The 22,601-nt window shown below is 70.4% G+C and carries 21 protein-coding genes; 15 read left to right on the top strand and 6 right to left on the bottom strand.

Annotation, left to right across the window (positions count from 1 at the left end; translation table 11 throughout):
- Positions 1-63: 63 nt before the first annotated feature.
- From LVO85_RS08575 to LVO85_RS08560, 4 genes are read left to right on the top strand one after another with little or no spacing between them, the layout of a single operon-like run.
- Positions 64-768 carry a hypothetical protein gene (locus LVO85_RS08575; RefSeq protein WP_232747010.1) on the top strand — a complete coding sequence of 235 codons (705 nt, stop codon included), beginning with the start codon at positions 64-66 and terminating at the stop codon, positions 766-768.
- Positions 765-1,925, top strand: a complete 1,161-nt coding sequence (locus LVO85_RS08570; protein ID WP_232747009.1) for an energy-coupling factor transporter transmembrane component T — start codon at positions 765-767, stop codon at positions 1,923-1,925. Before LVO85_RS08575 ends, LVO85_RS08570 begins: the two co-directional genes overlap by 4 nt.
- Positions 1,922-3,538 (top strand): ABC transporter ATP-binding protein, encoded by a 1,617-nt coding sequence (locus LVO85_RS08565; RefSeq protein WP_232747008.1) that lies wholly within the window; start codon positions 1,922-1,924, stop codon positions 3,536-3,538. The genes LVO85_RS08570 and LVO85_RS08565 overlap by 4 nt, the downstream gene beginning before the upstream one ends.
- Positions 3,535-4,431, top strand: a complete 897-nt coding sequence (locus LVO85_RS08560) for an ECF transporter S component family protein (protein WP_232747007.1) — start codon at positions 3,535-3,537, stop codon at positions 4,429-4,431. The genes LVO85_RS08565 and LVO85_RS08560 overlap by 4 nt, the downstream gene beginning before the upstream one ends.
- A gap of 42 nt (positions 4,432-4,473) precedes the next feature.
- On the opposite strand, the gene LVO85_RS08555 is transcribed toward LVO85_RS08560, so the two are convergent.
- The 4 genes from LVO85_RS08555 to LVO85_RS08540 all read right to left on the bottom strand — a co-directional run bounded on the left by LVO85_RS08555 (position 4,474) and on the right by LVO85_RS08540 (position 7,186).
- Entirely contained in the window at positions 4,474-4,887 is a 414-nt protein-coding gene (locus tag LVO85_RS08555; protein ID WP_232747006.1) for a YccF domain-containing protein, read from the bottom strand.
- 158 nt (positions 4,888-5,045) lie between these two features.
- A complete protein-coding gene (locus LVO85_RS08550; protein WP_232747005.1) occupies positions 5,046-5,327 on the bottom strand; it encodes a DUF7218 family protein in 282 nt (93 codons plus the stop codon).
- A 159-nt stretch (positions 5,328-5,486) separates the two neighbouring features.
- The gene (locus LVO85_RS08545) at positions 5,487-6,092 is read right to left on the bottom strand and encodes a response regulator transcription factor (protein ID WP_332875421.1); all 606 of its coding nucleotides are present in this window, start codon (positions 6,090-6,092) and stop codon (positions 5,487-5,489) included.
- Complete coding sequence (locus LVO85_RS08540; protein ID WP_232747004.1) at positions 6,089-7,186, bottom strand: sensor histidine kinase; 1,098 nt, start codon at positions 7,184-7,186, stop codon at positions 6,089-6,091. Before LVO85_RS08540 ends, LVO85_RS08545 begins: the two co-directional genes overlap by 4 nt.
- A 91-nt stretch (positions 7,187-7,277) precedes the next feature.
- Between LVO85_RS08540 and LVO85_RS08535 the strand changes: the two genes are divergently transcribed.
- Together LVO85_RS08535 and LVO85_RS08530 are read left to right on the top strand one after the other, a co-directional pair.
- Entirely contained in the window at positions 7,278-8,144 is an 867-nt protein-coding gene (locus LVO85_RS08535) for a 2-nitropropane dioxygenase (RefSeq protein ID WP_232747003.1), read from the top strand.
- Positions 8,141-8,443, top strand: a complete 303-nt coding sequence (locus tag LVO85_RS08530) for a hypothetical protein (RefSeq protein WP_232747002.1) — start codon at positions 8,141-8,143, stop codon at positions 8,441-8,443. The genes LVO85_RS08535 and LVO85_RS08530 overlap by 4 nt, the downstream gene beginning before the upstream one ends.
- 12 nt (positions 8,444-8,455) lie before the next feature.
- Here the strand turns inward: LVO85_RS08530 and LVO85_RS08525 are convergent, their stop codons facing one another.
- Positions 8,456-9,940, bottom strand: coding sequence for a polysaccharide biosynthesis tyrosine autokinase (locus tag LVO85_RS08525; protein ID WP_232747001.1), 1,485 nt, complete (start codon positions 9,938-9,940; stop codon positions 8,456-8,458).
- Positions 9,941-9,994: 54 nt separating this feature from the next.
- On the opposite strand from LVO85_RS08525, the gene LVO85_RS08520 reads away from it, so the two are divergent.
- The 9 genes from LVO85_RS08520 (at position 9,995) to LVO85_RS08480 (ending at position 20,752) form a co-directional block, all read left to right on the top strand.
- Entirely contained in the window at positions 9,995-11,965 is a 1,971-nt protein-coding gene (locus LVO85_RS08520) for a glycosyltransferase (protein ID WP_232747000.1), read from the top strand.
- Positions 11,962-13,311 (top strand): O-antigen ligase family protein, encoded by a 1,350-nt coding sequence (locus tag LVO85_RS08515; protein ID WP_232746999.1) that lies wholly within the window; start codon positions 11,962-11,964, stop codon positions 13,309-13,311. The genes LVO85_RS08520 and LVO85_RS08515 overlap by 4 nt, the downstream gene beginning before the upstream one ends.
- Positions 13,308-14,447, top strand: a complete 1,140-nt coding sequence (locus tag LVO85_RS08510; protein WP_232746998.1) for a glycosyltransferase family 4 protein — start codon at positions 13,308-13,310, stop codon at positions 14,445-14,447. Before LVO85_RS08515 ends, LVO85_RS08510 begins: the two co-directional genes overlap by 4 nt.
- Positions 14,444-15,457, top strand: a complete 1,014-nt coding sequence (locus tag LVO85_RS08505; protein WP_232746997.1) for a glycosyltransferase family 4 protein — start codon at positions 14,444-14,446, stop codon at positions 15,455-15,457. Before LVO85_RS08510 ends, LVO85_RS08505 begins: the two co-directional genes overlap by 4 nt.
- Positions 15,454-16,614: a glycosyltransferase gene (locus LVO85_RS08500; protein ID WP_232746996.1), complete on the top strand. Its 1,161-nt coding sequence runs from the start codon at positions 15,454-15,456 to the stop codon at positions 16,612-16,614. Before LVO85_RS08505 ends, LVO85_RS08500 begins: the two co-directional genes overlap by 4 nt.
- Entirely contained in the window at positions 16,611-17,654 is a 1,044-nt protein-coding gene (locus LVO85_RS17025; RefSeq protein ID WP_232746995.1) for a glycosyltransferase family 4 protein, read from the top strand. The genes LVO85_RS08500 and LVO85_RS17025 overlap by 4 nt, the downstream gene beginning before the upstream one ends.
- The gene (locus tag LVO85_RS08490) at positions 17,651-18,616 is read left to right on the top strand and encodes a glycosyltransferase family 2 protein (protein WP_232746994.1); all 966 of its coding nucleotides are present in this window, start codon (positions 17,651-17,653) and stop codon (positions 18,614-18,616) included. The genes LVO85_RS17025 and LVO85_RS08490 overlap by 4 nt, the downstream gene beginning before the upstream one ends.
- 7 nt (positions 18,617-18,623) lie before the next feature.
- Positions 18,624-19,598, top strand: coding sequence for a hypothetical protein (locus tag LVO85_RS08485; RefSeq protein ID WP_232746993.1), 975 nt, complete (start codon positions 18,624-18,626; stop codon positions 19,596-19,598).
- A gap of 128 nt (positions 19,599-19,726) precedes the next feature.
- Positions 19,727-20,752 carry a glycosyltransferase family 2 protein gene (locus LVO85_RS08480; RefSeq protein ID WP_232746992.1) on the top strand — a complete coding sequence of 342 codons (1,026 nt, stop codon included), beginning with the start codon at positions 19,727-19,729 and terminating at the stop codon, positions 20,750-20,752.
- A gap of 39 nt (positions 20,753-20,791) precedes the next feature.
- Here LVO85_RS08480 and LVO85_RS08475 read toward each other — a convergent pair whose 3' ends face one another.
- Positions 20,792-22,594 (bottom strand): ABC transporter ATP-binding protein, encoded by a 1,803-nt coding sequence (locus LVO85_RS08475; RefSeq protein ID WP_232746991.1) that lies wholly within the window; start codon positions 22,592-22,594, stop codon positions 20,792-20,794.
- Between the last annotated feature and the right edge of the window lie 7 nt (positions 22,595-22,601).

Genomic DNA, 22,601 nt, shown 5'->3' with positions numbered 1-22,601 from the left:
GACCCGGATCCTTCGGGCACCACCCCCACGGCGACACCGGCTATGGGGAACGAGGTGCCACCCGTGCGCAGCGCTCCGGCGTGGACCCTCGGCATGCTCCTCGCGCTGGCCCTGCCCAGCGCCGCCGCCGCCCAGGACGAGGCGGAGGAGGGAGCGTGCGAGCCCGGGGAGGGCGTGACCGTCGTCGTGGACTACCAGGAGGTGGGCCCCGGCGAGGTCGTCGTCCGCTGTGTGCCCGGGCCCGTGGCCGAGGGCACCACGGCACTGGACGCGCTGCGGGCGGCGGGGTTCGAGGTCGAGGGTGTCTCCCGCTGGGGTGACGCGTTCGTCTGCCGCATCGACGGCGTCCCCGCACCCGAGGAGGAGCTGGCCCTCCAGAGCGACCCCGGCTACCGCGAGACCTGCCTGGACACCCCGCCGACCCAGGCCAGCTGGGCGTCGTGGCGCGCCGCTGCGGAGGAGCCCTGGACCTACAGCACGACCGGTGCCCGGGCCAGGTCCGTCACCGACGGCGACCTCGAGGGGTGGACCTTCGCGGTCGACCCGGGGGTCGACCCGAGCATGCCGCGCTTCGACCCGGAGACGCTCAGCGCCACGACCACCTCCGTCGGCGCCGAGCTCGCAGCCGACGACGGGTCCGAGGAGCCGGAGGCCGAGGGGCCGTGGGGCGTGCCCGCCAGCGTGTGGGCCACCGGCGCGGTCGTCCTCGTGCTCGGCGGGGCGGCGCTGGCCACCGCGCGCAGCCGGCGGGCCGGAGGTGACGTGTGAGCACCGCAGCACCTGCACGTGTCACCGGGGGCACCGCCGGTGGCGCCCGCCGTGACCGGTGGCGCACGGCATACCTGCCCCGCGCGTTGCACCCCGCGGCCTGGTGGGTCTGGGCGCTGGGGCTGGCGACCGCGGCCAGCCGCACCACCAACCCGCTGCTGCTCGGCCTCGTCATCGCCGTCGCGACCCTGGTCGTGGTGGCCCGCCGCGGCGACGCGCCGTGGGCGATGGCGTTCCGCCTCTACGTGTGGGTCGCCGTCCTGGTCGTGGTCCTGCGGGTGGCCTTCCGGGTCGTCTTCGGCGGCGGTGCCGGCGGGCCGGTGCTGCTCGACCTGCCCACGGTGCCGCTGCCCGAGTGGGTGGCGGGCCTGACGCTGTTCGGCCCGGTGACGGCGCAGGCGCTGCTCGGCGGCTTCTACGACGGCCTGCGGCTGGCCACCATGATCATCTGCGTGGGTGCCGCCAACGCCCTGGCCAACCCCAAGCGCCTGCTCAAGGCGGTGCCCGGCGCCCTCTACGAGGTCGGCACCGCGGTCGTCGTCGCGCTGTCGCTCTTCCCGCAGCTCGCCGAGTCGGTGCTGCGGGTGCGCCGTGCCCGCCGGCTGCGCGGTGGTGGCGGGAGCGGCATCCGGGCGCTGCGCGGCGTCGTCGTGCCGGTGCTCGAGGACGCCCTGGACCGCTCGCTCGAGCTGGCTGCGGCGATGGACTCGCGGGGCTACGGGCGCACCGAGCAGGTGGCCCCCGGCAGCCGGGTCCTCGCCGGCGTGTGCACCGTCGGTGGCCTGGTCGGGGTCTGTGTCGGTGTCTACGGCCTGCTCGACGGCACCTCCCCCGCGGTGCTGGGGGCACCCATGCTGGTGCTCGGGGTGGGCCTGGCCGCGGCGGGCTTCGGGCTCAGCGGCCGGCGGGTGCGCCGCACGCACTACCGGCCCGACCGGTGGCAGGTGCCTGAGGTCGTGACGGCGGGTGCCGGGGTCGTCGTGGGCCTGGGGGTCTGGCTGGCCCTGTCGCTGGACCCGGCCGCGGTCAACCCCTCGCTCAGCCCACCGGTCTGGCCCGAGGTGGGCCTGCCGGCGCTGGCGGCCGTGCTCGTGGGTGTGGTGCCGGCCGTGGCGACGCCGCGGACCCCGCTCACGGCCGAGGAGGTGGGCGCGTGATCCGCTTCGAGGACGTGACCATCACGTATGCCGGCGCGGCGCGACCCGCCCTGGCGCACGTCGAGCTCGCGGTGCCCGAGGGTGAGCTGGCGCTCGTCGCGGGCCGCACCGGCTCCGGCAAGTCCACGCTGCTGCGGGCCGTGAACGGCCTCGTGCCGCACTTCACCGGCGGGCACCTCGAGGGCCGGGTGTCCGTCGCCGGTCTCGACACCCGCGACCGGCCGCCCCGCGACCTGGCCCATCTGGTCGGCTACGTCGGCCAGGACCCGCTGGCGGGCTTCGTCACCGACACGGTCGAGGAGGAGCTGGCCTACGGGATGGAGCAGCTGGCGGTCGCGCCGTCCGTGATGCGCAAGCGGGTCGAGGAGACGCTGGACCTGCTGGGCATCGCCGACCTGCGCCGACGGCCGCTGCGCACGCTCTCCGGCGGCCAGCAGCAGCGGGTGGCGATCGGTGCGGTGCTGACGACCGACCCCCGGGTGCTGGTGCTCGACGAGCCCACCTCGGCCCTGGACCCCACGGCGGCCGAGGACGTGCTGGCCGCCGTCACCCGCCTGGTGCACGACCTGGGGGTGACCGTGCTCATGGCCGAGCACCGGATGGAGCGCGTGCTGCAGTATGCCGACCGACTCCTCGTCGTGGACGATGCCGCCGTGCGCCAGGGCACACCCCAGGAGCTGCTCGTCGACTCACCGGTCGCGCCGCCGGTCGTCGAGCTGGCACGGGTCGCCGGCTGGACACCGCTGCCGCTGTCGGTGCGCGACGCCCGCCGGCGCGCGACCCACCTGCGCTTCGAGCTGGCCGCGACGCCCGCGTATGCCGGGCCGCCCGTGCGGGTCGCGGCTGGTGCTGCGCCGGTGCTCACCGCCTCGTCGGTCGTCGTGCGGCACGGGCAGGTCGTGGCGGTGCGTGGGGTGGACCTCGGCCTGCACGCCGGTGAGGTGGTCGCACTGATGGGACGCAACGGGTCGGGCAAGTCCTCCCTGCTGTGGGCGCTGCAGGGCTCGGGCCCCCGGCATACCGGGCAGGTGGACGTCGGGGGCGAGGACCCCGGCTCGGTCACCGCGGCCCGGGCGCGAGCCCTGGTCGGCCTGGTGCCGCAGACCGCGGCCGACCTGCTCTACCTGGAGACCGTGGACGAGGAGTGTGCGGCTGCGGACCGTGAGTCGGACGCTGCGCCCGGCACGTGCCGGCGGCTGCTGGAGCGCGTCGCCCCCGGGGTGCCCGGCGACCGGCACCCCCGTGACCTGTCGGAGGGGCAGCGCCTGTCGCTCGTGCTGGCGGTGCAGCTGACCGCCGCCCCGCGGGTCGTGCTGCTGGACGAGCCCACCCGGGGCCTGGACTACACGGCGAAGGCCGCGCTCGGAGCGATCGTGGCCGACCTGGCGGCCCAGGGCACGCCCGTGGTCGTGGCCACGCACGACGTGGAGTTCGTCGCTGCGGTGGCCGACCGGGTCGTCGTCATGGCCGAGGGGGAGGTCGTCGCCGACGGCCCGACCGTCGAGGTCGTGGCGGCCTCGCCGATCTTCGCTCCGCAGGTGGCCAAGGTGCTCGGCGCTCCCTGGCTCACCCCCGCCCAGGTGCGCGAGGCGCTGGTGGGGGTGGCACCGTGAGCACCCGCGGCACAGACAGCAGCCCCGCCACCGGCCCCCTGCACGCCGTGCGGCTCGGCCCACGGTCGGCGACGGTGGTCGCCCTGGCTTCGCTGGCCGGGCTGGCCATGTTCCTCTGGCCGCTGCTGCTGACCCCCGACCCGGCGTCCTTCGGCACCCGCAGCGACGCCCCCTTCGTCTTCATGGCCGTGCTGCCGGTGCTGGTCCTGGTCGTGCTCGCCGAGATCTCCGAAGGGGGCATGGACGCCAAGGCCCTCGCCATGCTCGGGGTGCTCTCGGCCGTCAACGCCGCGCTCCGGCCGCTGGGCACGGGGGTCGCCGGCATCGAGGTCGTCTTCTTCGTCCTGGTGCTGGCCGGGAGGGTGTACGGGCCGGGCTTCGGCTTCGTGCTCGGCTGCACCTCGCTCTTCGCCTCCGGGATGCTCACCGCGGGGGTCGGTCCCTGGCTGCCCTTCCAGATGCTGTGCGCGGCGTGGATCGGGCTCGGGGCGGGGCTGCTGCCCCGGCGGGTCACCGGCCGCCGGGAGATCGCCATGCTCGCGGCCTACGGCGTGGTCGTGGCCTATGTGTTCGGCATGCTGATGAACCTGTACTTCTGGCCGTTCGTCGCCGGCGTCGACACGACCGCCGGGTCGCTGGCCTACGTGCCCGGCGCGCCGGTGTGGGACAACCTGGAGCGCTTCGTCGTCTACACCCTGGTGACCTCGACAGCCGGCTGGGACACGGGCCGTGCCGTCACCAACGCGGTGGCGATCGTGGTGCTGGGCCCGGCTCTGCTCGCGACCTTCCGGCGGGCCGCGCGGCGGGCCAGCTTCGGCGCGCGGCCGACCTTCGGGCGGTCGGTGCGCCGCCGTGACCCCGCGACCTCCGGCTACGTGACCCTTCCGGACTGAGCCGGCCGCATCAGGTCACGCCCGTGGGCTCGCACCCGACGGTCACCGGGCGGGGGCCACGGCGAACGGGTCCTGCTCGGGGTGCTCGACCGGGACGATCCGCTGGCCCAGCGGCAGCAGGGCGAGCGGCACCATCTTCCAGCAGGCGATGCCGAACGGGATGCCGATGACGGTCAGGCACAGCAGCAGCCCCGCGATGATGTGGCCGACCGCCAACTCCCAGCCCAGGACCAGGATCCACAGGACGTTGCCGATCACCGAGAAGACCCCGGCCTCCTGCCGGAACTCCGTGCGGCGGCCGAACGGCCACAGCACGTAGCTGGCCAGCCGGAACGAGGCGATGCCGAACGGGATGGTGATGATGAGCAGGCAGGCGATGACGCCGGCGACGACATACAGCAGCGCCAGCCACCAGCCGGCCAGCAGCAGCCAGAGGATGTTGCCCAGGGTCCGCATGGCTCCACAGTAGCGGCCGCGACCCTCGGGTCGGGCGGGCTGCTCGCCGCCCCGCCAGGTGCTCCGGGTGCGTGGAGGTGGACGCGCCACCCGGTCCCCCGCGCGCAGATCTGCGCACTCTGACACGAGGTGGTGGCGCGCCGTGGGGTGGAGGTCGGTCAGTGGTGGCGCAGGGCCTCGATGAGCTCGTCCTTGGTCATCGAGGAGCGGCCCTCGACGTCGAGCTCGGCGGCACGCCCGCGCAGCTCCTCGACCGTCCAGTCCTCGTAGGCCTGGGAGCTACCGCCGCGCTCGCCGACCTCCGAGCGGGAGTCGCGGGCCGCGGCGTTGGCGATGCGCGCCGCCTTCTCCTTGCTGTTGCCCTCGTCCCGCAGCTTCTCGTAGAGCTCCGGGTCCTTGACGCTGGGGCCGGGGTCGTCCTTGCGCTCCTGGGCTGCCATGTCGATGCCTCCGTCTGCGTTGCTATCGGGTGGTGACTAGACAACCGTAGAGGTCGCTCGACGCAGGAGCATCCGCAGCGGCGGACCGGCGCGGCGTGCAAGTTCGTGACCGCGCCGAGGCCGACCACCCTGCACGCGACGGCACGGCGAGGTATGCCGTCACAGCCAGCCGCGGTCTCGGGCGGTGACGGCGGCCTCGGCGCGCGTGCTGACACCGGTCTTGCCGATGGCCGAGGACAGGTAGTTGCGCACCGTGCCGGGCGACAGGTGCACCCGGCGGGCGATGTCGGCGACCTGCGCACCGCTGAGGGCCTCTCGGAGCACGTCGCGCTCGCGGTCGGTGAGCGGGTTGGCGCCCTCGGCCAGCGACTCGGCCGCGAGCGCCGGGTCCAGCACGCGCTGCCCGGCGTGCACCCGCCGCACCGCCTCGGCGAGCTCGGCGGCCGGGGTGTCCTTGACCACGAACCCGCTCGCCCCGGCCTCGACGGCTCGGCGGAGGTAGCCGGGCCGGCCGAAGGTGGTCACGACCAGCGAGCGCACGCCGGGCAGGGCCAGGGCCAGCGCACGGCACACCTCGATGCCGTCGAGGCCGGGCATCTCCACGTCGACCAGGCAGACGTCCACCTGGTGCTCCCGGGCGGCGGCGACGACCTCGTCACCGCGCCCCACCTCGGCGACGACCTCGAGGTCGGCCTCCAGGCCGAGCAGGGCCGCCATGGCGCCCCGCACGAGCGCCTGGTCGTCGGCCAGCAGCAGGCGGATCACAGCTGCACCGCCAGGGTCGTGCCCGCACCCGCGGCACCCGTGCCGAGCACGAGCGTGCCCCCGGCCGCCTCCACGCGCTCGCGCAGCCCCCGTATGCCGTGGCCCTCGCGCCCGTGCAGCCCGCGGCCGTCGTCGGTGACCACGAGCCGGTCGCCGCCGAGCTCGACCCGGCACCGGGTGGCGCCGGAGTGGCGCACGACGTTGGTCACCGCCTCCCGCAGGGCCCACGCCAGCACGACGCGGTGGCGGGGGTCGACCACGTCGAGGTCGTCCGGCAGGTCCGGGGCGATGCCGGCGTCGGCGAGCACGGTGCGCGCTGCGGCCACCTCGTCGGCCAGCCGGGTCACGCGCAGGGCACCCACGGTCGTGCGGATCTCGGCGAGGGCCAGGCGGCTCAGCTCGTAAATCTGCTCGACCTCGGCACGCGCCCGCCCCGGGTCGGCCTCGAGCAGCCGGCCGGCGAGCTCCGCCTTGAGGGTGATGACGGTGAGGCTGTGACCGAGCACGTCGTGCACGTCGCGGGCGACCCTCTCGCGGTCGGTGGCCAGGGCGACCTCGGTGAGGAGGCGGTTGTGCACCCGCTGACGCTCGTCGATGAGCCGGATCACGCCCGTCGCCATGCCGACCGAGCCCACGACGACGACGTAGGGCCAGGCGTCGGTCAGGGAGTCTGCGGTCAGTGTCGCGGTGAGCATGAGCGCCAGCGTCAAGGCGAAGAAGCCGCCCGCGAGGCGCAGCGGCAGCACGAACATGGCCAGCGCCACGACATACGGCAGCATGCTCAGGGTGTTCCATCCGGCCAGCGGCGCGACCACCCCGACGAGGGCGATGAGCACCAGCAGGTGCGGCACCCCCGGCGGCAGGCGGCCGGCGGGCACGCGGGGGTCGTCGACCCGGACGAACCCGCGGATGTAGACCCCGGCGAAACCCGCGAACAGCAGCACGACACCGACCTGCCCGGCCCAGCTCTGCTGGCCCCGCACGGCCACCGTGAGCGGGAACACCAGGAAGACCAGCCAGACCGCCCCGACCACCCAGGTGTGACGTTCCCACGGGTCACGCGTGTCGACCGCGGAGACCGGGACGGAGCTCATGTGACCAGACTGTCGCCTCGGGGGCGGCCGTGGGAAGCGTCATGGCTCACGACGTCGGGGTGACGGATGTCATCGCGGCTACGCTGAGGCGGTGAGCAGCACCGTCGTCGAGGTCCCGCCCCCGGTGCGCATCCTGTTCGGGCATGCCGCGCTGCAGGTCGTCGCCGACGCCGCGGGCGTGGACCTGCTGCACATCAAGGGCCCGGCGACGGAGCCCGAGCTGCGCTCGCCGGGGGGCGGGACCGACGCGGACGTGCTGGTCCGGCCCTCGCAGTGTGTGCGCTTCGTCGACGAGCTGTCCGCACGGGGCTGGAGTGCTCGCAGCACCTTCCTCTCGGGGTCAGACGTCGGGCACGCTGCGACGTTCTGGCATCCCCAGTGGGGATACGCGGACGTGCACCGGTTCTTCCAGGGCATCTCTCCCAAGGAGGCTGCCTTCGACATTCTCTGGGCACATCGGGAGATGACGGAGCTGGCCGGGGTGGCCGTGGCGGTGCCGACGTCCGCCGCGAGGCACCTCATCGCCGTCCTCAACGCCCTGCGCAACAGGCGCACGGAGGAGGCCGCGCGGATGGCCGCCGCCCTGCAGGACCCCCAGGGCCGCGTGACGACGCAGCACGTCGAGGCACTTGTCGCCGCGCTCGGTGCCGAGGTCGGCTGGGCGGCGGCTCAGGGACGGCTCGAGGAACATCGCGGAGCAGCCGACTACTGGCCGTGGCGAGCAACGATCTACGGGACGTCACGGATGGAGAGCTGGGTGGCGCGGCTCCTGTCGGCACCGCGGCTCAGGGACAAGGCCCTGGTGCTCCTGCGCGCTCCGCTGGTCAACATCGACCACCTGGCGCACGTGCTCGGGCGTCGACCGACGGTCCGGGACGTCGTCGTCGAGTTCTTCGAGCGACCGCGCCGCGGGCTCGCCGAGGAGTGGCAGCGCCACAGGACGAGGACGGACACGTGAGTGGGTCCTGGCGGCCGGGGGCGGATGTGGGCGTGGTGCACGAGGACCCGCTGCGGCAGGGCTCAGGGGCCGGCGAGCCCACGATCTACGTGGCGCACCTTCCGGACGGTCCCATCCAGGTGTTGCAGGGACCGGCGGCGGTCATCTTCACGGCGTGCCTGCTCGGTGAGGCCGGCGAGCTCCAGCGTCGGGTCGCGGACGCACTGGGGGTGCCGGCGGACGACCTCGACGCGGAGGTGCTGGCCGAGTTCGTGACCGAGATGGAGCACAGTCGGCTCATCACACGTGCCCCCGTGTGACGGCGTGCAGCGTCAGGGTATGCCTGGTGTGTTGGCATCCTGCGTGGACGCGGCACGATCCAGACGTGCTTGGGTCGCTTCCCGGGCGGCGGCGTGCTGTTCCGCGGCCTTGCCGTCCCGGCGGTCGGCGCCGTTCCGTCTCCGCGCAGCCCGGCTCTCCGGGACCTCCCCGTCATGGGACTGGCGGTAGTAGCCGTAGTAGCTGCCCGGCTCGTCGGGGGTCTTCGTCAGGGCGAAGCCGGCCACCGTCGCGTCTGCGGTCTCGAAGGCGTGCAGCGCCTCGGTCAGATGGTGACGCCGCGTGCTGCCTGCTGCCACGACCATGAGGGCACCGCCGGTGAGGCGCTCGAGGACGAGCGCGTCGGCCACCGGGAGGACTGGGGGGGAGTCGACCAGGACGAAGTCGTAGTCCTTCACGAGCTCCTCGAAGAGCTCCATCATGGCGTCCGAGCCGAGCAGCTCGCTGGGGTTCGGCGGGATCTCCCCGGCAGGAAGCACCCACAGGTTGCTGTCGGCCCACTGCTGCACCATCTCGGCGATGTCGGCCCTGCCGAGCAGCACTGTGGTCAGGCCCACGGAGCCCTCGAGGCCCATCGCGCTGGCGACCGACGGGTGGCGCAGGTCGGCGTCCACGAGCAGGACCTTGGTGCCTGCGTCGGCCATCGCCAGGGCAAGGTTGACCGCCGTCGTGGTCTTCCCCTCAGCCGGGAGGGCGGAGGTCACGAGGAACGAGTGCTTGCGGGTCGTCACGTCGACGAACATCAGGTTGGTCCGAAGACGACGCAACGCCTCGGCGTGTGAGCTGAACGGCTCGCTCTCGAAGAACATGAGGTGTCCACCGTCCGTGCGGCGCACGGGCACGTTGGCCAGCACAGGACGGTCGGAGAGCAGCTCGAGGTCCTTGACGGTGCGGATCCGCGTGTCGAGGTTGTGACGGAGCAGCGCGAAGCCGATGCCCAGCATGAGGCCGGCCAGAGCGCCGATCGCCAGGTTACGGACGGGGTCCGGCGAGACCGGGCCCCCGGGCACCGACGCAGCGACGATGGTCTGCGCCTCGACGCGCTGGCCGCTGTTGGCCAGCATGGGGGAGTAGTCACGCGCGATGGCGGCGAGCTGCTGGGGGATGGCGGTGGCCACCTCCGCAGCGATCTCAGGATTACTGGAGGTGACCCGCACGTCGAGCAGCGTCGTCCCGTCGGCGACCTCTGCGGTCGCGTTGAGGGGCGTGCCGTCCGGGACGCCGACCTGGTCCCTGACCGGTCCCATGACGATGGGTGACGTGGCCACCTGGATGATCGTCTCGAGCTCGCCGGCAGGCATCTGGTAGAGGTTGGCCTGCTGGCCCCCCTCGGCCAGCAGGTAGACCCGGGTGCTGGCCTCGAACACCCGAGGCGTGGTGATGGTGGCCACCGCCGCGACCGAGACCGCCACCAGCAGGGTGGCCAGGATCAGGCGCCAGCGTCGGCGCAGGATCGCCAGGATGTCGTGGACAGTCACGTGGGTCGCTTTCCGATGAGCGCAGGTGGGAGGTCCCCGGGCTATCGTACCCGGGTGCGGGTGCTCCGGATCTTCCACAGCGCGGCCGTGACGGCCTGGCGCAGTAGGGAGGACTCGCTGCGCGGCCTCGGCCACGACGTCACGGTCATCGGTGCGCGGAGGTGGAACGAGGGCGGAAGCCTCGTCGACCTGGTGCCGCGCACCGGTGAACCCGTCGTCGCGGCCCGGACGTGGGGCACGCACCCTGCGTTGTTCGTCTACGACCCGAGAGCGGTGTGGACGGCACTGGCGCAGCCGTGGGACGTCATCGACCTCCACGAGGAGCCGTTCGCCCTCGCCACGGCCGAGGTGCTCGCGCTGCGCGCCCTGCGGAGGTGTGGTGCGCCGTACGTCCTCTACTCCGCCCAGAACATCGACAAACGCTACCCGCCCCCCTTCCGCTGGCTGGAGCGGTGGGCGCTGCGCCGTGCCTCCGCCATCGTGGTGTGCAACGCGGAGGCGGGCCGGATCGTCCAGCGCAAGGGCTTCCCAGGAGTCGCCGACGTCATCCCGCTCGGGGTCGACACCCGGGCCTTTCGTCCGCAGCGCCGCACCCCTCCCGACGGTGCCGGCGTCAGCGTCGGGTACGTCGGGCGCTGGGCGGTGCACAAGGGTGTCGACGTCCTCCTGGAGGCGGTCGCCCTGCAGCCGGAGCTGCGGCTGACGATGGTCGGTGCCGGACCCGAGGAGGAGCGGCTGCGACGGCGGGCAGGCGAGCCAGACCTCGCCGGTCGGGTCCGCTTCCTCGGCGCCTGCACCCCCGAGGAGCTGCCCGGCGTCCTGCCAGGCTTCGACGTGCTGGCCGTGCCCTCGCTGAGCACCCCGGGATGGGTGGAGCAGTTCGGCCGCGTGGTGGTCGAGGCGATGGCCAGCGGGGTGCCCGTCGTCGCGAGCGACAGTGGCGCCCTGCCGGAGGTGGTGGGTGGCGCCGGGCTGCTGGTGCCCGAGGGTGACGCTCCTGCTCTCGCCCGCGCGCTGAGCCGCATCGGCGACGACCCGGCACTGGCAGCGGGGCTGCGGGCTGCGGGGCTGGAGCGTGCGGCCCGCTGCGACTGGGGCGCGGTCGCGCAGCGGTACGAACAGGTCTACCGGCGGGTCACCCGCAGCACGCCGCCGAGCACCGCGAGCGCGGACGACCCGGAGGTCCTGGTGGTCGCCTACGGAGCGCCCGCGACGCTGCGTCGCACGCTGGAACCGGTGCGGGAGCTGCCGGTGACGGTGGTCGACAACTCCTCCCTGGCCGAGGTGCGCGACGTCTGCGCCGAGCTCGGCGTGCGCTATCTCGACCCCGGCCGCAACGACGGTTTCGGAGCCGGGGTCAACTACGGGCTGAGGCACCGCCGGCACCCGGGCCGTGACGTGCTGCTCCTCAACCCCGACGCCGTGGTCACCGTCGGGGACGTCCGGGGGCTGCACCGTGCGCTGCGCGCGGAGGACGACCTCGCCAGTGTCGCTCCGGCCCAGGTCGACGCGGCGGGCCGACCCGCTCGGGTCGGCTGGCCGTTCCCCGGTCCCCTGCGGTCGTGGGTCGAGGCTGCCGGCCTGGGGCGGCTCGGGGACGGCACCGACTACGTCATCGGCTCGGTGCTGCTGCTGCGGGCCGAGGCACTCGCCCAGGTCGGCGGGTTCGACGAGGAGTTCTTCCTCTACGCCGAGGAGACCGACTGGTCCCGGCGTGCGGCATACCTCGGCTGGCGCCACGCGGTGGTCGGCGAGGTGCGGGTGGTGCACGAGGGCGCGGGGACGAGCACCGACCGGAGCCGCCGGGACGCGTACTTCGCCGCCGGCCTGGAGAGGTACCTGCGCAAGCACCACGGGGCGCTCGGGTGGCAGGTGTCGCGCGCAGGGCAGCTCGCCGGGGCCCTGGTCCGCGCACGGGTGCTCACGGGCGAACGGGCCTCGGCCGCGGCCCGTCGGGCGGTGCTGCTGCGCAGCGGTCCGCTGCAGGAGGAGCGGCGGCTGCGATCTGGGACCATGTCCCTGTGACCCCGCGCCTCGACCCCGGCACCGCGGCCTCCCCATGGGGGCTGCGGGCGCTGGGTGTGCTGGCCGTGGTGGTGTCGGTCGGCATCGTCGTCGTCGTCGGCTACCTGGCGGCCTCCCAGCCGGCGCTCGCCCTCGGTGTGGCCGGCGTGGTGCTCCTGGCCGGCATCAGCGTCCGCCAGCCCGTGGTCCTACCGCTGGTCGCCATGCCGCTGATGGTCGTCGTGGCGAGAGTGGGTCCGCCCGGCCTGGACATGTCCGTCTCCGACCTCGTGCTCGGTGTGGCCTTCTGGCCGGCGGTCCTCCTCGCCCCCCGCCCGTTCAGCCCCGACCTGCGCAGGCTCCTGTGGCTCAACGTGGTCTACCAGGCGGCGACCCTGCTGACCGTGGTGGCGAACCCCTTCCTCGCCAACACGGTCGAGTGGTTCCACGCGTGGCTGCTCGTGAGCGGGTCGCTCGTGGTCGGTTGGGCTGTGGGACGCTCCGGGTATGCCGTCCAGGGCGTGAGCCTGTTCCTCCTGGCCTGTGTCCTGCTGGCCGCGAGCACCGTCGTCCAGGGCGCACTGCAGTGGGCGGGCGGCAGCTTCGCGGCCATCTACCCCTCGTGGCCCTGGAGCATGCACAAGAACTTCATCGGCACGCTGCTGAGCTTCTCCGCGGTGCTCGCCTTCGTGCGGCCGGGCTGGCTGCGCTGGCCTCGGTGGGCCATGCGGCTGGTCTTCTGGGTCTCGGCCGCGGGGATCGCCTTCGCGCAGTCCAGACAGGCGATGCTGGCCTTGGCCGTCGTGCTCGTCATCGTGTCCCTGCGCACGCACCCGGACAAGGGACGGCAGTGGTTCGCTGCACTGGCCATGGCTCCGGTGGCGCTGGTCGTCGCGAGCCTGGTCCGGCAGGACGTCGAGTCGGGCAACGTGCACAACTCGGTCTTCCAGCGGTTGACCTGGTTCGAGGACTCGGTCGCCGCGTGGCAGACCAACCCCTGGTTCGGACTGGGTCTGCGGTACTGGACCACCGGTGAGACGCCCTATGCCTTCCAGCCACCGCAGGTGTTCCTGGAGGTGCTCGCGACCACCGGTGTCATCGGCCTCCTGGGCTTCCTCGTGATGGCGGTCGGCATGCTCCGGGTGCTGTGGTCGATGGACCCGCGCTACGGCACCCTCGCGTTTGCGATGCTGCTCACAAGGCTGACCCAGGGACAGTTCGACCTGTTCTGGGTCGGTGTCTCGGTCAGTGTTCCGTTCGCCGTCGCGGGTGTGTGTCTCGGCGCACACGCGCTGCACACGGCAGACGACAGGGACGAAGTAGGGAGGCGGTCCTCTGGCCGGAGGCTGAAGGAGTCCGCTTCGTGATCATCCTGCAGATCACCCCGGAGATCGGCGCCGGCACGGGGGTGGGGGCGGTCGCCCGTCATCTCGAGGAGGAGTGGACCCGGGAGGGCCATGACGTGCGGCGCTTCACGCTGGCCGACTGCGGGGGCACCTGGTTGGCGCGCCGTGATCCGGATCTGCTGGGACGGCTGCGACATGCGTCTCGAGTCCTCTGGTTCAGCACCGTGGGCACCGTGGCCGCCCGTAGGGTGCTGCGCAGTCTCCCTGACGGGACCGTCTCGATCTGCCACAACGATGCAGCCGCCGGCGATGTCTACGTGAACCACGGTCTCTTGCAGGTGTCCCTCAAGGCCAGGGGCCACTACGCCTATCGGCTCGTGCGTAACCCGGTCCACCTGTTCACCGTGTCGCGCGACCGGCTCCGGTTCCGGTCGGACACCCATCTCTTCGTCGTGAGCCTCACCGAGCGTGAGGCGAGTTCCCTGACCAGCCTGTACGGCAAAGTCTTCCCACAGTCGGTCGTGATCGGAAACGGCGTCGATGTCGCGCGCTACCGGCCTGTTGGCTCTCACACCCGACGCGAGCTCAGAGACCAGCTCCACCTGCCCAGCGAGGCTGTCGTTGCGCTCTTCATCGGACATGAGTTCCACCGCAAGGGTCTTCCGGCCGCCATGGAAAGCCTGCGTCACCTTGCGACGGACCACCACCTCGTCGTGGTCGGTGGGACCCCACGCATGATCGAGGCGGCGCAGCAGGAAGCAGCCCTGCAGCGTGTCTCTGACCGTGTGCACTTCCTCGGTCACCAGCCCGATCCTCGCCCGGCGCTGGCTGCCGCGGACTTCCTCGTCATGCCCAGCCTGTACGAGGCGCACCCGCTGGTCCTGCTTGAGGCGATGGCCTCCGGGTTGCCCGCAGTGGCCACACCGGTGGGCTCGGTGCCCGAGCTGATCGTGGACGGGGTCAACGGCTGGGTGACCGACGGCAGTGCGGAGGACATCGCTCGCTGTGTCCGGCAGGCAGGGGTCGCTGATGCCGATGCAGTCTCGGCGGCTGCCCGCGCCACGGCTGAGAAGCACTCGTGGGCCGAGGTGGCTGAGCGGTACGTCCGGCTGTTCGACGCGGTGGTTGCCGAGCGTACGGCTGCGCGACGACGATGAGAGTCCTGCATGCCATCCGGTCCGACGGCTTCGCGGGCGTCGAACGACACGTATGCGTGCTGGCGTCGGCTCAGTGCGAGGCAGGGATTCAGGTCACTGTCGTGGGCGGCGACCCGGACAGGATGCGCGGAGCACTGCCGCACGCCGTGACCACCGTGCCGGCCCGGACGACCCTTCAGGTCGCCCGGGCGGTGCGCGGCGCTCCGGCCGACCTCGTGCATGCGCACATGACGGCGGCTGAGCTGGGTGCGACCACAGCGACGACAGGCCGGCAGACACCGGTGGTCGTGACCCGGCACTTCGCCGGCCCACGAGGCAGGTCAGCCGGGGGCGCCCTCGCCGCCCGCATGGTGAAGCCGCGGGTGAGCGGGCAGATCGCCATCTCCGGCTATGTCGCATCGCGGATCGAGGGTCGCAGCACGGTCATCTACCCGGGTCTGCTGCCTCGACCGCTCGGCACTGCTGACGTCCGTGGCCCTCGAGTCCTGGTCGCTCAGCGGCTCGAGGCCGAGAAGGCCACGAACGTCGCAGTCCAGGCGTTTGCCGGGTCCGGTCTGGCAGGACTCGGCTGGCGTCTGGTGGTGGCCGGGGTGGGCCGGCAGTCCGCGGCGTTGGAAGAGCTCGCCGCGGCGGTAGGGGTGAGCGCAGCCGTCGACTTCGTCGGTCGTCTCAGCGACCTCGAGGCGACGATGGACACCAGCTCGATGCTCGTGGCTCCCTGCCCTGTCGAGGGTTTCGGTCTGACCGTCCTGGAGGCCATGGCAGGAGGCCTGCCCGTCGTCGCTGCTGCCGCGGGGGCCCACCTGGAGACGGTGGGCGTGGCCGAGTCTGCGCGACTGTTCACTCCCGGTGACGTCCAGGCGGCAGGTGCCCAGCTGCGCGACCTGGCGGGGTCCGAGGAGTCGCGCACGGCATACGGCGCAACCCTGCGCGACGTCCAGCTCGAGCGCTTCAGCCTCGACCGCCAGGTGCGGGACACCCTCGCGTTCTACGACAGCGTGCTGGCATGACAGACCTGGTCGTCCTCTCCCTCGAGACCTGGGACGAGGTGTGGCGGCGCAACCAGCACCTGGTGGCCGGTCTGCTGCGACGAGGCGCGGTGCAACGGGTGCTCTTCGTCGAGCCGGCGGTCGACAGCCTGCACGAGCTGCGGCGCGGACGCCGGCCCCGGGGCTCGGCCGTCGGACTTCGTCGGATCCTGTTGCCCGAGCTCGCGGGCAGGGAGCTGTGGGCACTGCGGCCTCGCAAGGTGCTGCCACGACGACTGGACCCGAGAGGGGACCGACGACGTGCCCGTGCCGTGGTGAGGACCGCCCATCGGCTCGGCATGGACTCGCCCCTGCTCTGGGTCAACGACCCGGGGGGTGCCGAGGTCCTGGCGACGACGGCGTGGCCCTCCCTGTACGACATCACGGACGACTGGCTCGTGGCCGACCGGCCGCCTGCTGAGCTTGTCCGCCTCAGGCGCCAGGAGCAGTACCTGCTGGACTCCTGCAAGGAGGTGGTGGTGTGTTCCCCAGCCCTGCAGCGAGCCAAGTCCACGGAGCGCAGCGTGGTCCTCATCCCGAACGCCGTCGACCTCGACGCCTACCGGACCCGATCACCTCGGCCGGCAGATCTGCCGGAGGGCCCGGTGGCGCTCTATCTCGGCACGGTCCACCGCGACCGTGTGGACGTCGACCTGTGTGTCGCCACGGCCCACCACCTCGCCACGACCGGTGCGTCGCGGTCCGCGGGCTCACTGGTGCTTGTCGGCCCGGCACCTCTGCCGTCGAGTGACCTCGTGGCCCTTCGAAAGGCAGGTGTCCACGTCCTCGGGCCGCGTCCGAGTGAGCATGTGCCGGCCTACCTGCAGCACGCCGACGTTCTCGTGGTGCCGCATCTGCTGACCGAGTTCACAGCATCGCTTGATCCGATCAAGGCCTACGAGTACCGCGCTGCCCGTCGACCGGTCGTCTCCACCGCCGTACCCGGTTTCCAGGACGTGCGAGACCCGCTTGTAACGACGGCCACGTCGGTCCACTTCGCAGGCGCTGTGGCCGCGGCTGTCGCCACCCCGGTCCAGTGGTCGCCGAACCTACCGAGTGACCTCCCTGACTGGTCCACGCGGGTGGGTGAGATGACGGACGTCATCACGAGCATCGCGGGAGGTGAGACACCGCCGTGAACCCATCGTCACCTGTCACCTTCGTATCGCACACCAACAAGCCGGGAGGAGGTGAGCTGGCGCTGCGCCGGTACCTCGAGGCGACCGGCCTTCCCGTTCGACTCGTGACCATGGAGTCCGGCGGGGTATGGCAGGGACTGGACCAGGCGGTGGTCCACGCCCCCGACATGAGGCGCCTTCGAGCCGCCATCCGGGAGGGCGGGCTCGTGGTCGCAAACTCGATGCGAGCCGCGGCGCTCCTCAGCGCCACCGCCGCTCCACGGCGCACGCGCCTCGTCTACTGGGTACGCGACGGACTGACAGACAGCGCCATGTCGGCTGCTGCGCTGCTGCTGACCAGGACGGTCACTGCTCATCGCGTGACGCACTACCTCGCCAACTCGGCGTGGACCGCAAGCACCGTCAGAGAAGCTCTGCACGTGTCCTCCGAGGACGTGGATGTCGTCTACAGCATGAGCGGGGTGGGAGCGGGCTCATTGGCCCGGCCGCCCAGGAGGGTCCCCGAGTCTCCCTTGCGGCTGCTCTTCCTTGGCCGGATCTCCCCGTGGAAAGCGCCAGACGTTGCGGTACAAGCGCTCAGGGCGCTTCGTCACCTCGACATCGAAGCGACCCTGACGATCGCGGGGGCAGCCCACTTCGGTGAGGACCGGTACGCACGGCACCTGGAGCACCTTGTGGCACAGGAGCCCGACGCAACGCTCGTCGGGCATGTCGACGACGTCAGCAGGCTGCTCGCAACGCATGACGTCCTGGTCCACTGTTCCACGGTCCCTGAGCCCTTTGGTCAGGTGATCGTGCAGGCCTTGGGTGCGGGGTGTCCCGTCGTGGTCACCAACCACGGAGGACCGCGAGAGATCGTCCAGCCAGGTTGTGGCGCCTTCGTTCCCCCGAGGGACCCCGTCGCTGTCGCTGAGGCGGTCCAGTCCCTCCTGACCGACTATCGTCGCCACAGTGCCGCGGCACTTCATCGCGCCGCCGACTTCACCGACGAGGTGGCATGTGCAAGCACAGATGACGTTCTCGAGAGGCTCCTGGCATGAGCGCAGATCATCTTCCGGCATTGTCGGTGATCATCGTCACGTATCGCCGGCCCCAGTTTCTGGCGAGATGTCTGACCTCATTGTGGGACCAGCATGAGTATATTCGCCAGGTGATTGTGGTGGATGCGAGCGAACGGAATGACCACGAGGCCGTTTCCTCCGCCTACGAGGCGGCTACATACGTTCACGTCCCGCAGCTTGCCGGCCACATGACGAGCTCGCGCAACGAAGGGCTTCTTTACGCCTCAGGAGATGTGATCTCGTTCCTCGATGACGACGTCGTTGTTCATCCTGGATGGGCCGAGGCTGTGCGCACCGCATTTGCGGAGGAAAAGATCGACGCCGTTGCCGGAAGAACACTGAACCGGGTGCCAGGCGAGGACGAACCGGTGGAACCCATCGGGACTCTGACGTCCGCAGGGACGTTGACGGCGGGTTTTGCGGCCTTGAGGGAGGGGAGGTGTCGTGTCACGCATGGCATCGGGGCGAACATGTCCTTTGCGCGACCAGCTCTGAGGCGGCTCGGGGGGTTCCGCGACGATTATCCAGGCACAGCGCTACGTGAGGACACGGATATCTTCCTGCGCATAGCACGTCTTGGCGGAGTGGTTGTGTTTGATCCGGACGCAGCCGTCGACCACCTCCCCGCGCCCCATGTGAAAGGGAGCCGTTTCGACACGCGCTACAAGCTGTATGGTCGGCGAAACCACATGGTGCTCTTGGCCCGCCACGCAGGGATCGGGTCTGCCCTGGTCCGACGCTGGGTCGCGAGTCAGCTCGTCGACGTCCGCGACGCGCCTGGTGTGCGACGTCGGGCTGAGAGGTTAGGAGTCACCGTTCTCGGTGTCGCGTGGGGTATGGGTGCATCCGTCCGGAAGGCCCGCCTGGCGCCGACGGACCCGATCCGTAGAGACCCCGTCGCTGACCGCATCCGCGAGGCTCTCGAGGTGCGCTCACCGTGAAGGTCCCATGCCGGTAACGGGCTACCTCGTTCTGAGTCACTGCGATGTGGCGCAGGTGCAGCGGCTCGCTCAGGAGATCGTGCGTCGCAGTGCTGACGCCTGGGTCCTGATCGCCCATGACGACCGTGCCGTTGCCCCACCGGTCGTGAGTCATCCCCGCGTCCGGGTCTGGGTGCATGGCGCGGAGACGAACTGGGGTTCGTGGGAGCTCGTGCAGGTCACCATCGACGGCCTCAGGCGTCTTCGAGAGTGGGCCGACCCGGACATGGTCGCACTTGCGTCGGGACAGGACTACGTCTGCGGTGACCTGTCTCGATGGGAGTCGACTTTCCTGGAGGGAGGCGGTGGGTGGGTCGGCTCGGCCGTGCCGCTGGAGTACACACCGCGGTGGGGGCGCCACCGCGGCATCGGCAACGACCACTGGAACCGTTACCACTATCGGTGGGTGGATGTGCCCGCTGTCGTCGACAGAGTTCCCATCGTCGCCCTACGCCAGCTCTTGGTCAGGGCGCGCGAGAGCTTCTTTCTTCGTGTGGAACCCGTCCTGGCCTACCGTGTTGTACGGCGTGCCGGACGCCGAGTCGTGGGCATCCGGAGTCAAGCCTCGTGGACCGGCGGGCGACCGGTATACAAGGGTCAACAGATGTTGGCCGTCGACCGGCGTTTGCTCGATCGTCTCCTTGAGGCTCTGCAGTCAAGCCATGACATTGTGAGGCACTACCGTCGGAGCGTGATTCCGGACGAGTCACTGCTTCAGACGCTTCTGTCGTGGGAGCAAGCGCCACGACCGGACATGCTCTTGACCTACATCGGGTGGGACACCGAGACAGATGGAGGCCGCTACCTTCACCTCGGTGACCTCGACGCGGTCGTGGGTTCTGGTGCGGCCCTGTGCAGGAAGGTCTCCACCGCGCAGAGCGGTGTACTCTGTGACGCGCTGGACCGAAGATGGCGCACATCGATGGCCGATGGGGCGGGGTGAGCAGGCGAATGCGCTGCGCACTGCCTCCGTGGCGGCGCGAGAGGTGCGGTTGCTCATCGCCGGAACACCGCGCACGGCCTTGGGCGCTGCCGGCCTCATGACGCGTTCCCGAACAGAAAGCTCTCGGCGTGGATGCTCCTGACGGGCCACCGGCCTTGAGGTATGCCGTCGTCATCCCTAGCAGAGGCCGACGCGAGATGCTGTTGACGGCATTGGAAAGTGTCTACGCCCAAACCTTGCCGCCAGACCAGGTCGTCGTCGTGCTCGATGGGGACACGGACTCCTCCGCGGCCGCCGTTCGGGACGCCTTTCCGGACACAACCCTCATCATTCATGAGACGTCCCTGGGTCCGGCGCGATCCAGACAGGATGGCTTCAAAGCGGTGACGACCGAATGGGTCTGTCTGCTCGATGACGACGACATCTGGCACAGCCGCAAGCAGGAGCATTTCGCGGAGTATCTTCGCGAGCACCCCTCGTGCGCCGCGCTGCGATCTGCATTCTGGCAGTTCTCTGAGCTCGGCGCTGCCACGGAGCTCAACGGGTTCAAGAGTGAGATCTCGGGCCTTGCCCGGCGTCCAGAGCTGGAGCGGGCGGCCCGACTCGCTGTCCCCCTGAACGACTTCACATACCTCCAGATCAGGGGCAAGAGTCTGCCTGCGCTGCTTCGCAAGAACGCGGGAGTCACGTCATCGACGATGTTCAGGCGAGAGCTGCTCACGCTGGTCGAGGACATCCCGGACGACCTCCGAACCGGCCAGGATTGGCTCCTCTTTGTCTACATCGCGGTCCATGTGGAGTGGCATCTGGTCCCAGGGCGCTGGTTCTTCTACCGTGTTCACGCCGGTCAGATCACAACGGACTCGAGCTTCCCGAAGTGGCAGCACAGGTTGAGAGCCTGGTCGTTGGCCTGGCAGAACGCGGGTCGCCCCGCTGGTCTCCGGATCGCCGACTACGCCGACGAGTATGCAGGCGAGGTCCACCGGTGGTTCTGGGAGGCGGTCAGGCAAGGACGTATGCGGGAGAGTGTGCACATCTTCACCGGTGGTAGTGCCTTCGTCGAGTCCCGGCTCTTGCGGCTGTCCATCCTGATGCCCCCGCCCGTGCGATGGCGGATGCGTCCCTTCCTCAACCGTCTTCGGGAGGATTCATGACCCTTGGCTGCGATCCCCCCCAGGGCCGAGACGGGATGCTCAGCTGAGGGACCCGAGCTGGACCATGTGAGCGAAGTGACGGTTCAGTCGACGGACCTCGTCAAACGATCCTATGGACTCCACGTGGCCGTCCCGCATGAAGACGACGGTGTCTACATGGCGCACTGTGGACAGGCGGTGGGCAACGATGACCAGCGTCATGTGGCCGTGAAGCTGCTGGATAGCCTCGCTGACGCGGTGCTCGGTCTCGTTGTCGAGTGCTGAGGTGGCCTCATCGAGAACCAGCAAGCTGGGCTGCTGGTAGATGGCACGAGCAATCCCGATGCGCTGTCGCTGTCCTCCGGACAGCCGTGACCCTCGCTCGCCGACGGGCGTCTCGAGGCCTGCCTCAAGGGACGCGACCAGGCCAGACAGCTGTGCGCGTTCAACCGCCTCCTTCACCCGGTCCACGTCGATCTGGTCAGGGTCCTGGTCGAAGGCGATGTTCTCGGCTAGAGACGCCTCACGCAGAAACACCTCCTGCGGGACGTACCCCACGGTCTGTTGCCACGACGAGATGTTGTCCTCGATATCTCGACCGTCGACCAGGACACGACCCTGAGATGGGCGGTGCAGCCCCAGGACCAGGTCGATGAGCGTTGTCTTACCGGCACCACTACCACCGACGACAGCCAGGCTCGTCCCGTGAGGGATGTCCAAGTTCACACCTCGAACCGCTGGAACGTCCGTCTCGGGATAGACGAAGCTGACATCCTCCAGCGTCAGTCTGTCTGTGAACTCCAGGGGTTGCGCGCCGTCGCGAGCGGGCTCCAGGGCCTGCGCTCGCTCAGCCCTAACCTCCTCGATGATCACGTCCAGGAATCCGGCGCCGAACCGTAGGTTGGAGATCTGCGCCATCAGACTCGTGACGGCGGGCAGCGCGCGGAGACCAGCAGCGATAAAGAGTGCCAGCATGCCGAATGCGACACTGTTCTCGGTCTCGGATATCACCACCGCACCGATCAAGATGACGCCTACGGCCAAGATGAAGAGGATTTCGAGGAGATAGCGGGGAACGGCTGAGATGAAACCTGCCGTGCGCGACGCGTAGGCCCCCCGAAGCGATGCCTCCCTGTAGGCCTCGATGAAGAATGACTGGCTCCCCCGAAGTTTTGTCTCCTTGATTCCTCCGAGCGCAGCGAATGCGGTCCTGTAAGCGGCAGAAGAAGCCTCAGCGGCGATCTGGCCCGCTGAGCGCGACCGCGGCTTCATGACGTGAAGATAGAACAAGGCAGCGGCTGAGAAGTATGCACCAAGGATGATGCTGGGAAGGGGGGCCGAGATCAGCAGAGCGATGGCGATCGCCACCAAGCCGGCTACGTTCGCGACCATAGTCATCAGCCCGAACACAGTCGTGCCGTAGAACTGGACCACGGCGTCGTTCATCGTGCGGAGAAGCTCTGCGGAACTGCGTCGTGACACGACGGTGAACGGTGTTCGCAAGAAGTGTTCGAGAAGCCGAGTGGAGAGTTCCACACGTTTCAGGACCTTGAAACCCGTGAGCCACCAGGTATAGGCAATGGCGCCTAGGTCCTTCAGTATGAAAAGAACCACGACCGATGCCGCCAGAATGACGACAAGCGTGTCCTGGTCCGGGTTGCCAAGCAACTGACCGACCAGGCGGCCCACCGTCGAACTGTCGCTTCCTCCAGAGGCCAGGGTCACCAACGGAAGGACCATGGCGATGGCGAGGGTGTCGAGGAGCGAGATGAGCACGGTGGCCACAGTCGCCCAGGCGAGGGTGCGGCGAGTTCGTCGATCGAGTACGAGACGCGTCGCGCGCACCGTCTCAACGATGTTCATGAAGCCT

Origin of the sequence: Ornithinimicrobium sediminis, assembly GCF_021272345.1 — a bacterium.
GTDB classification, from domain to species: domain Bacteria; phylum Actinomycetota; class Actinomycetes; order Actinomycetales; family Dermatophilaceae; genus Ornithinicoccus; species Ornithinicoccus sediminis_B.
Note: the sequence above shows the minus strand (reverse complement) of the source record. Positions and strands in the feature narration are given on the sequence as shown.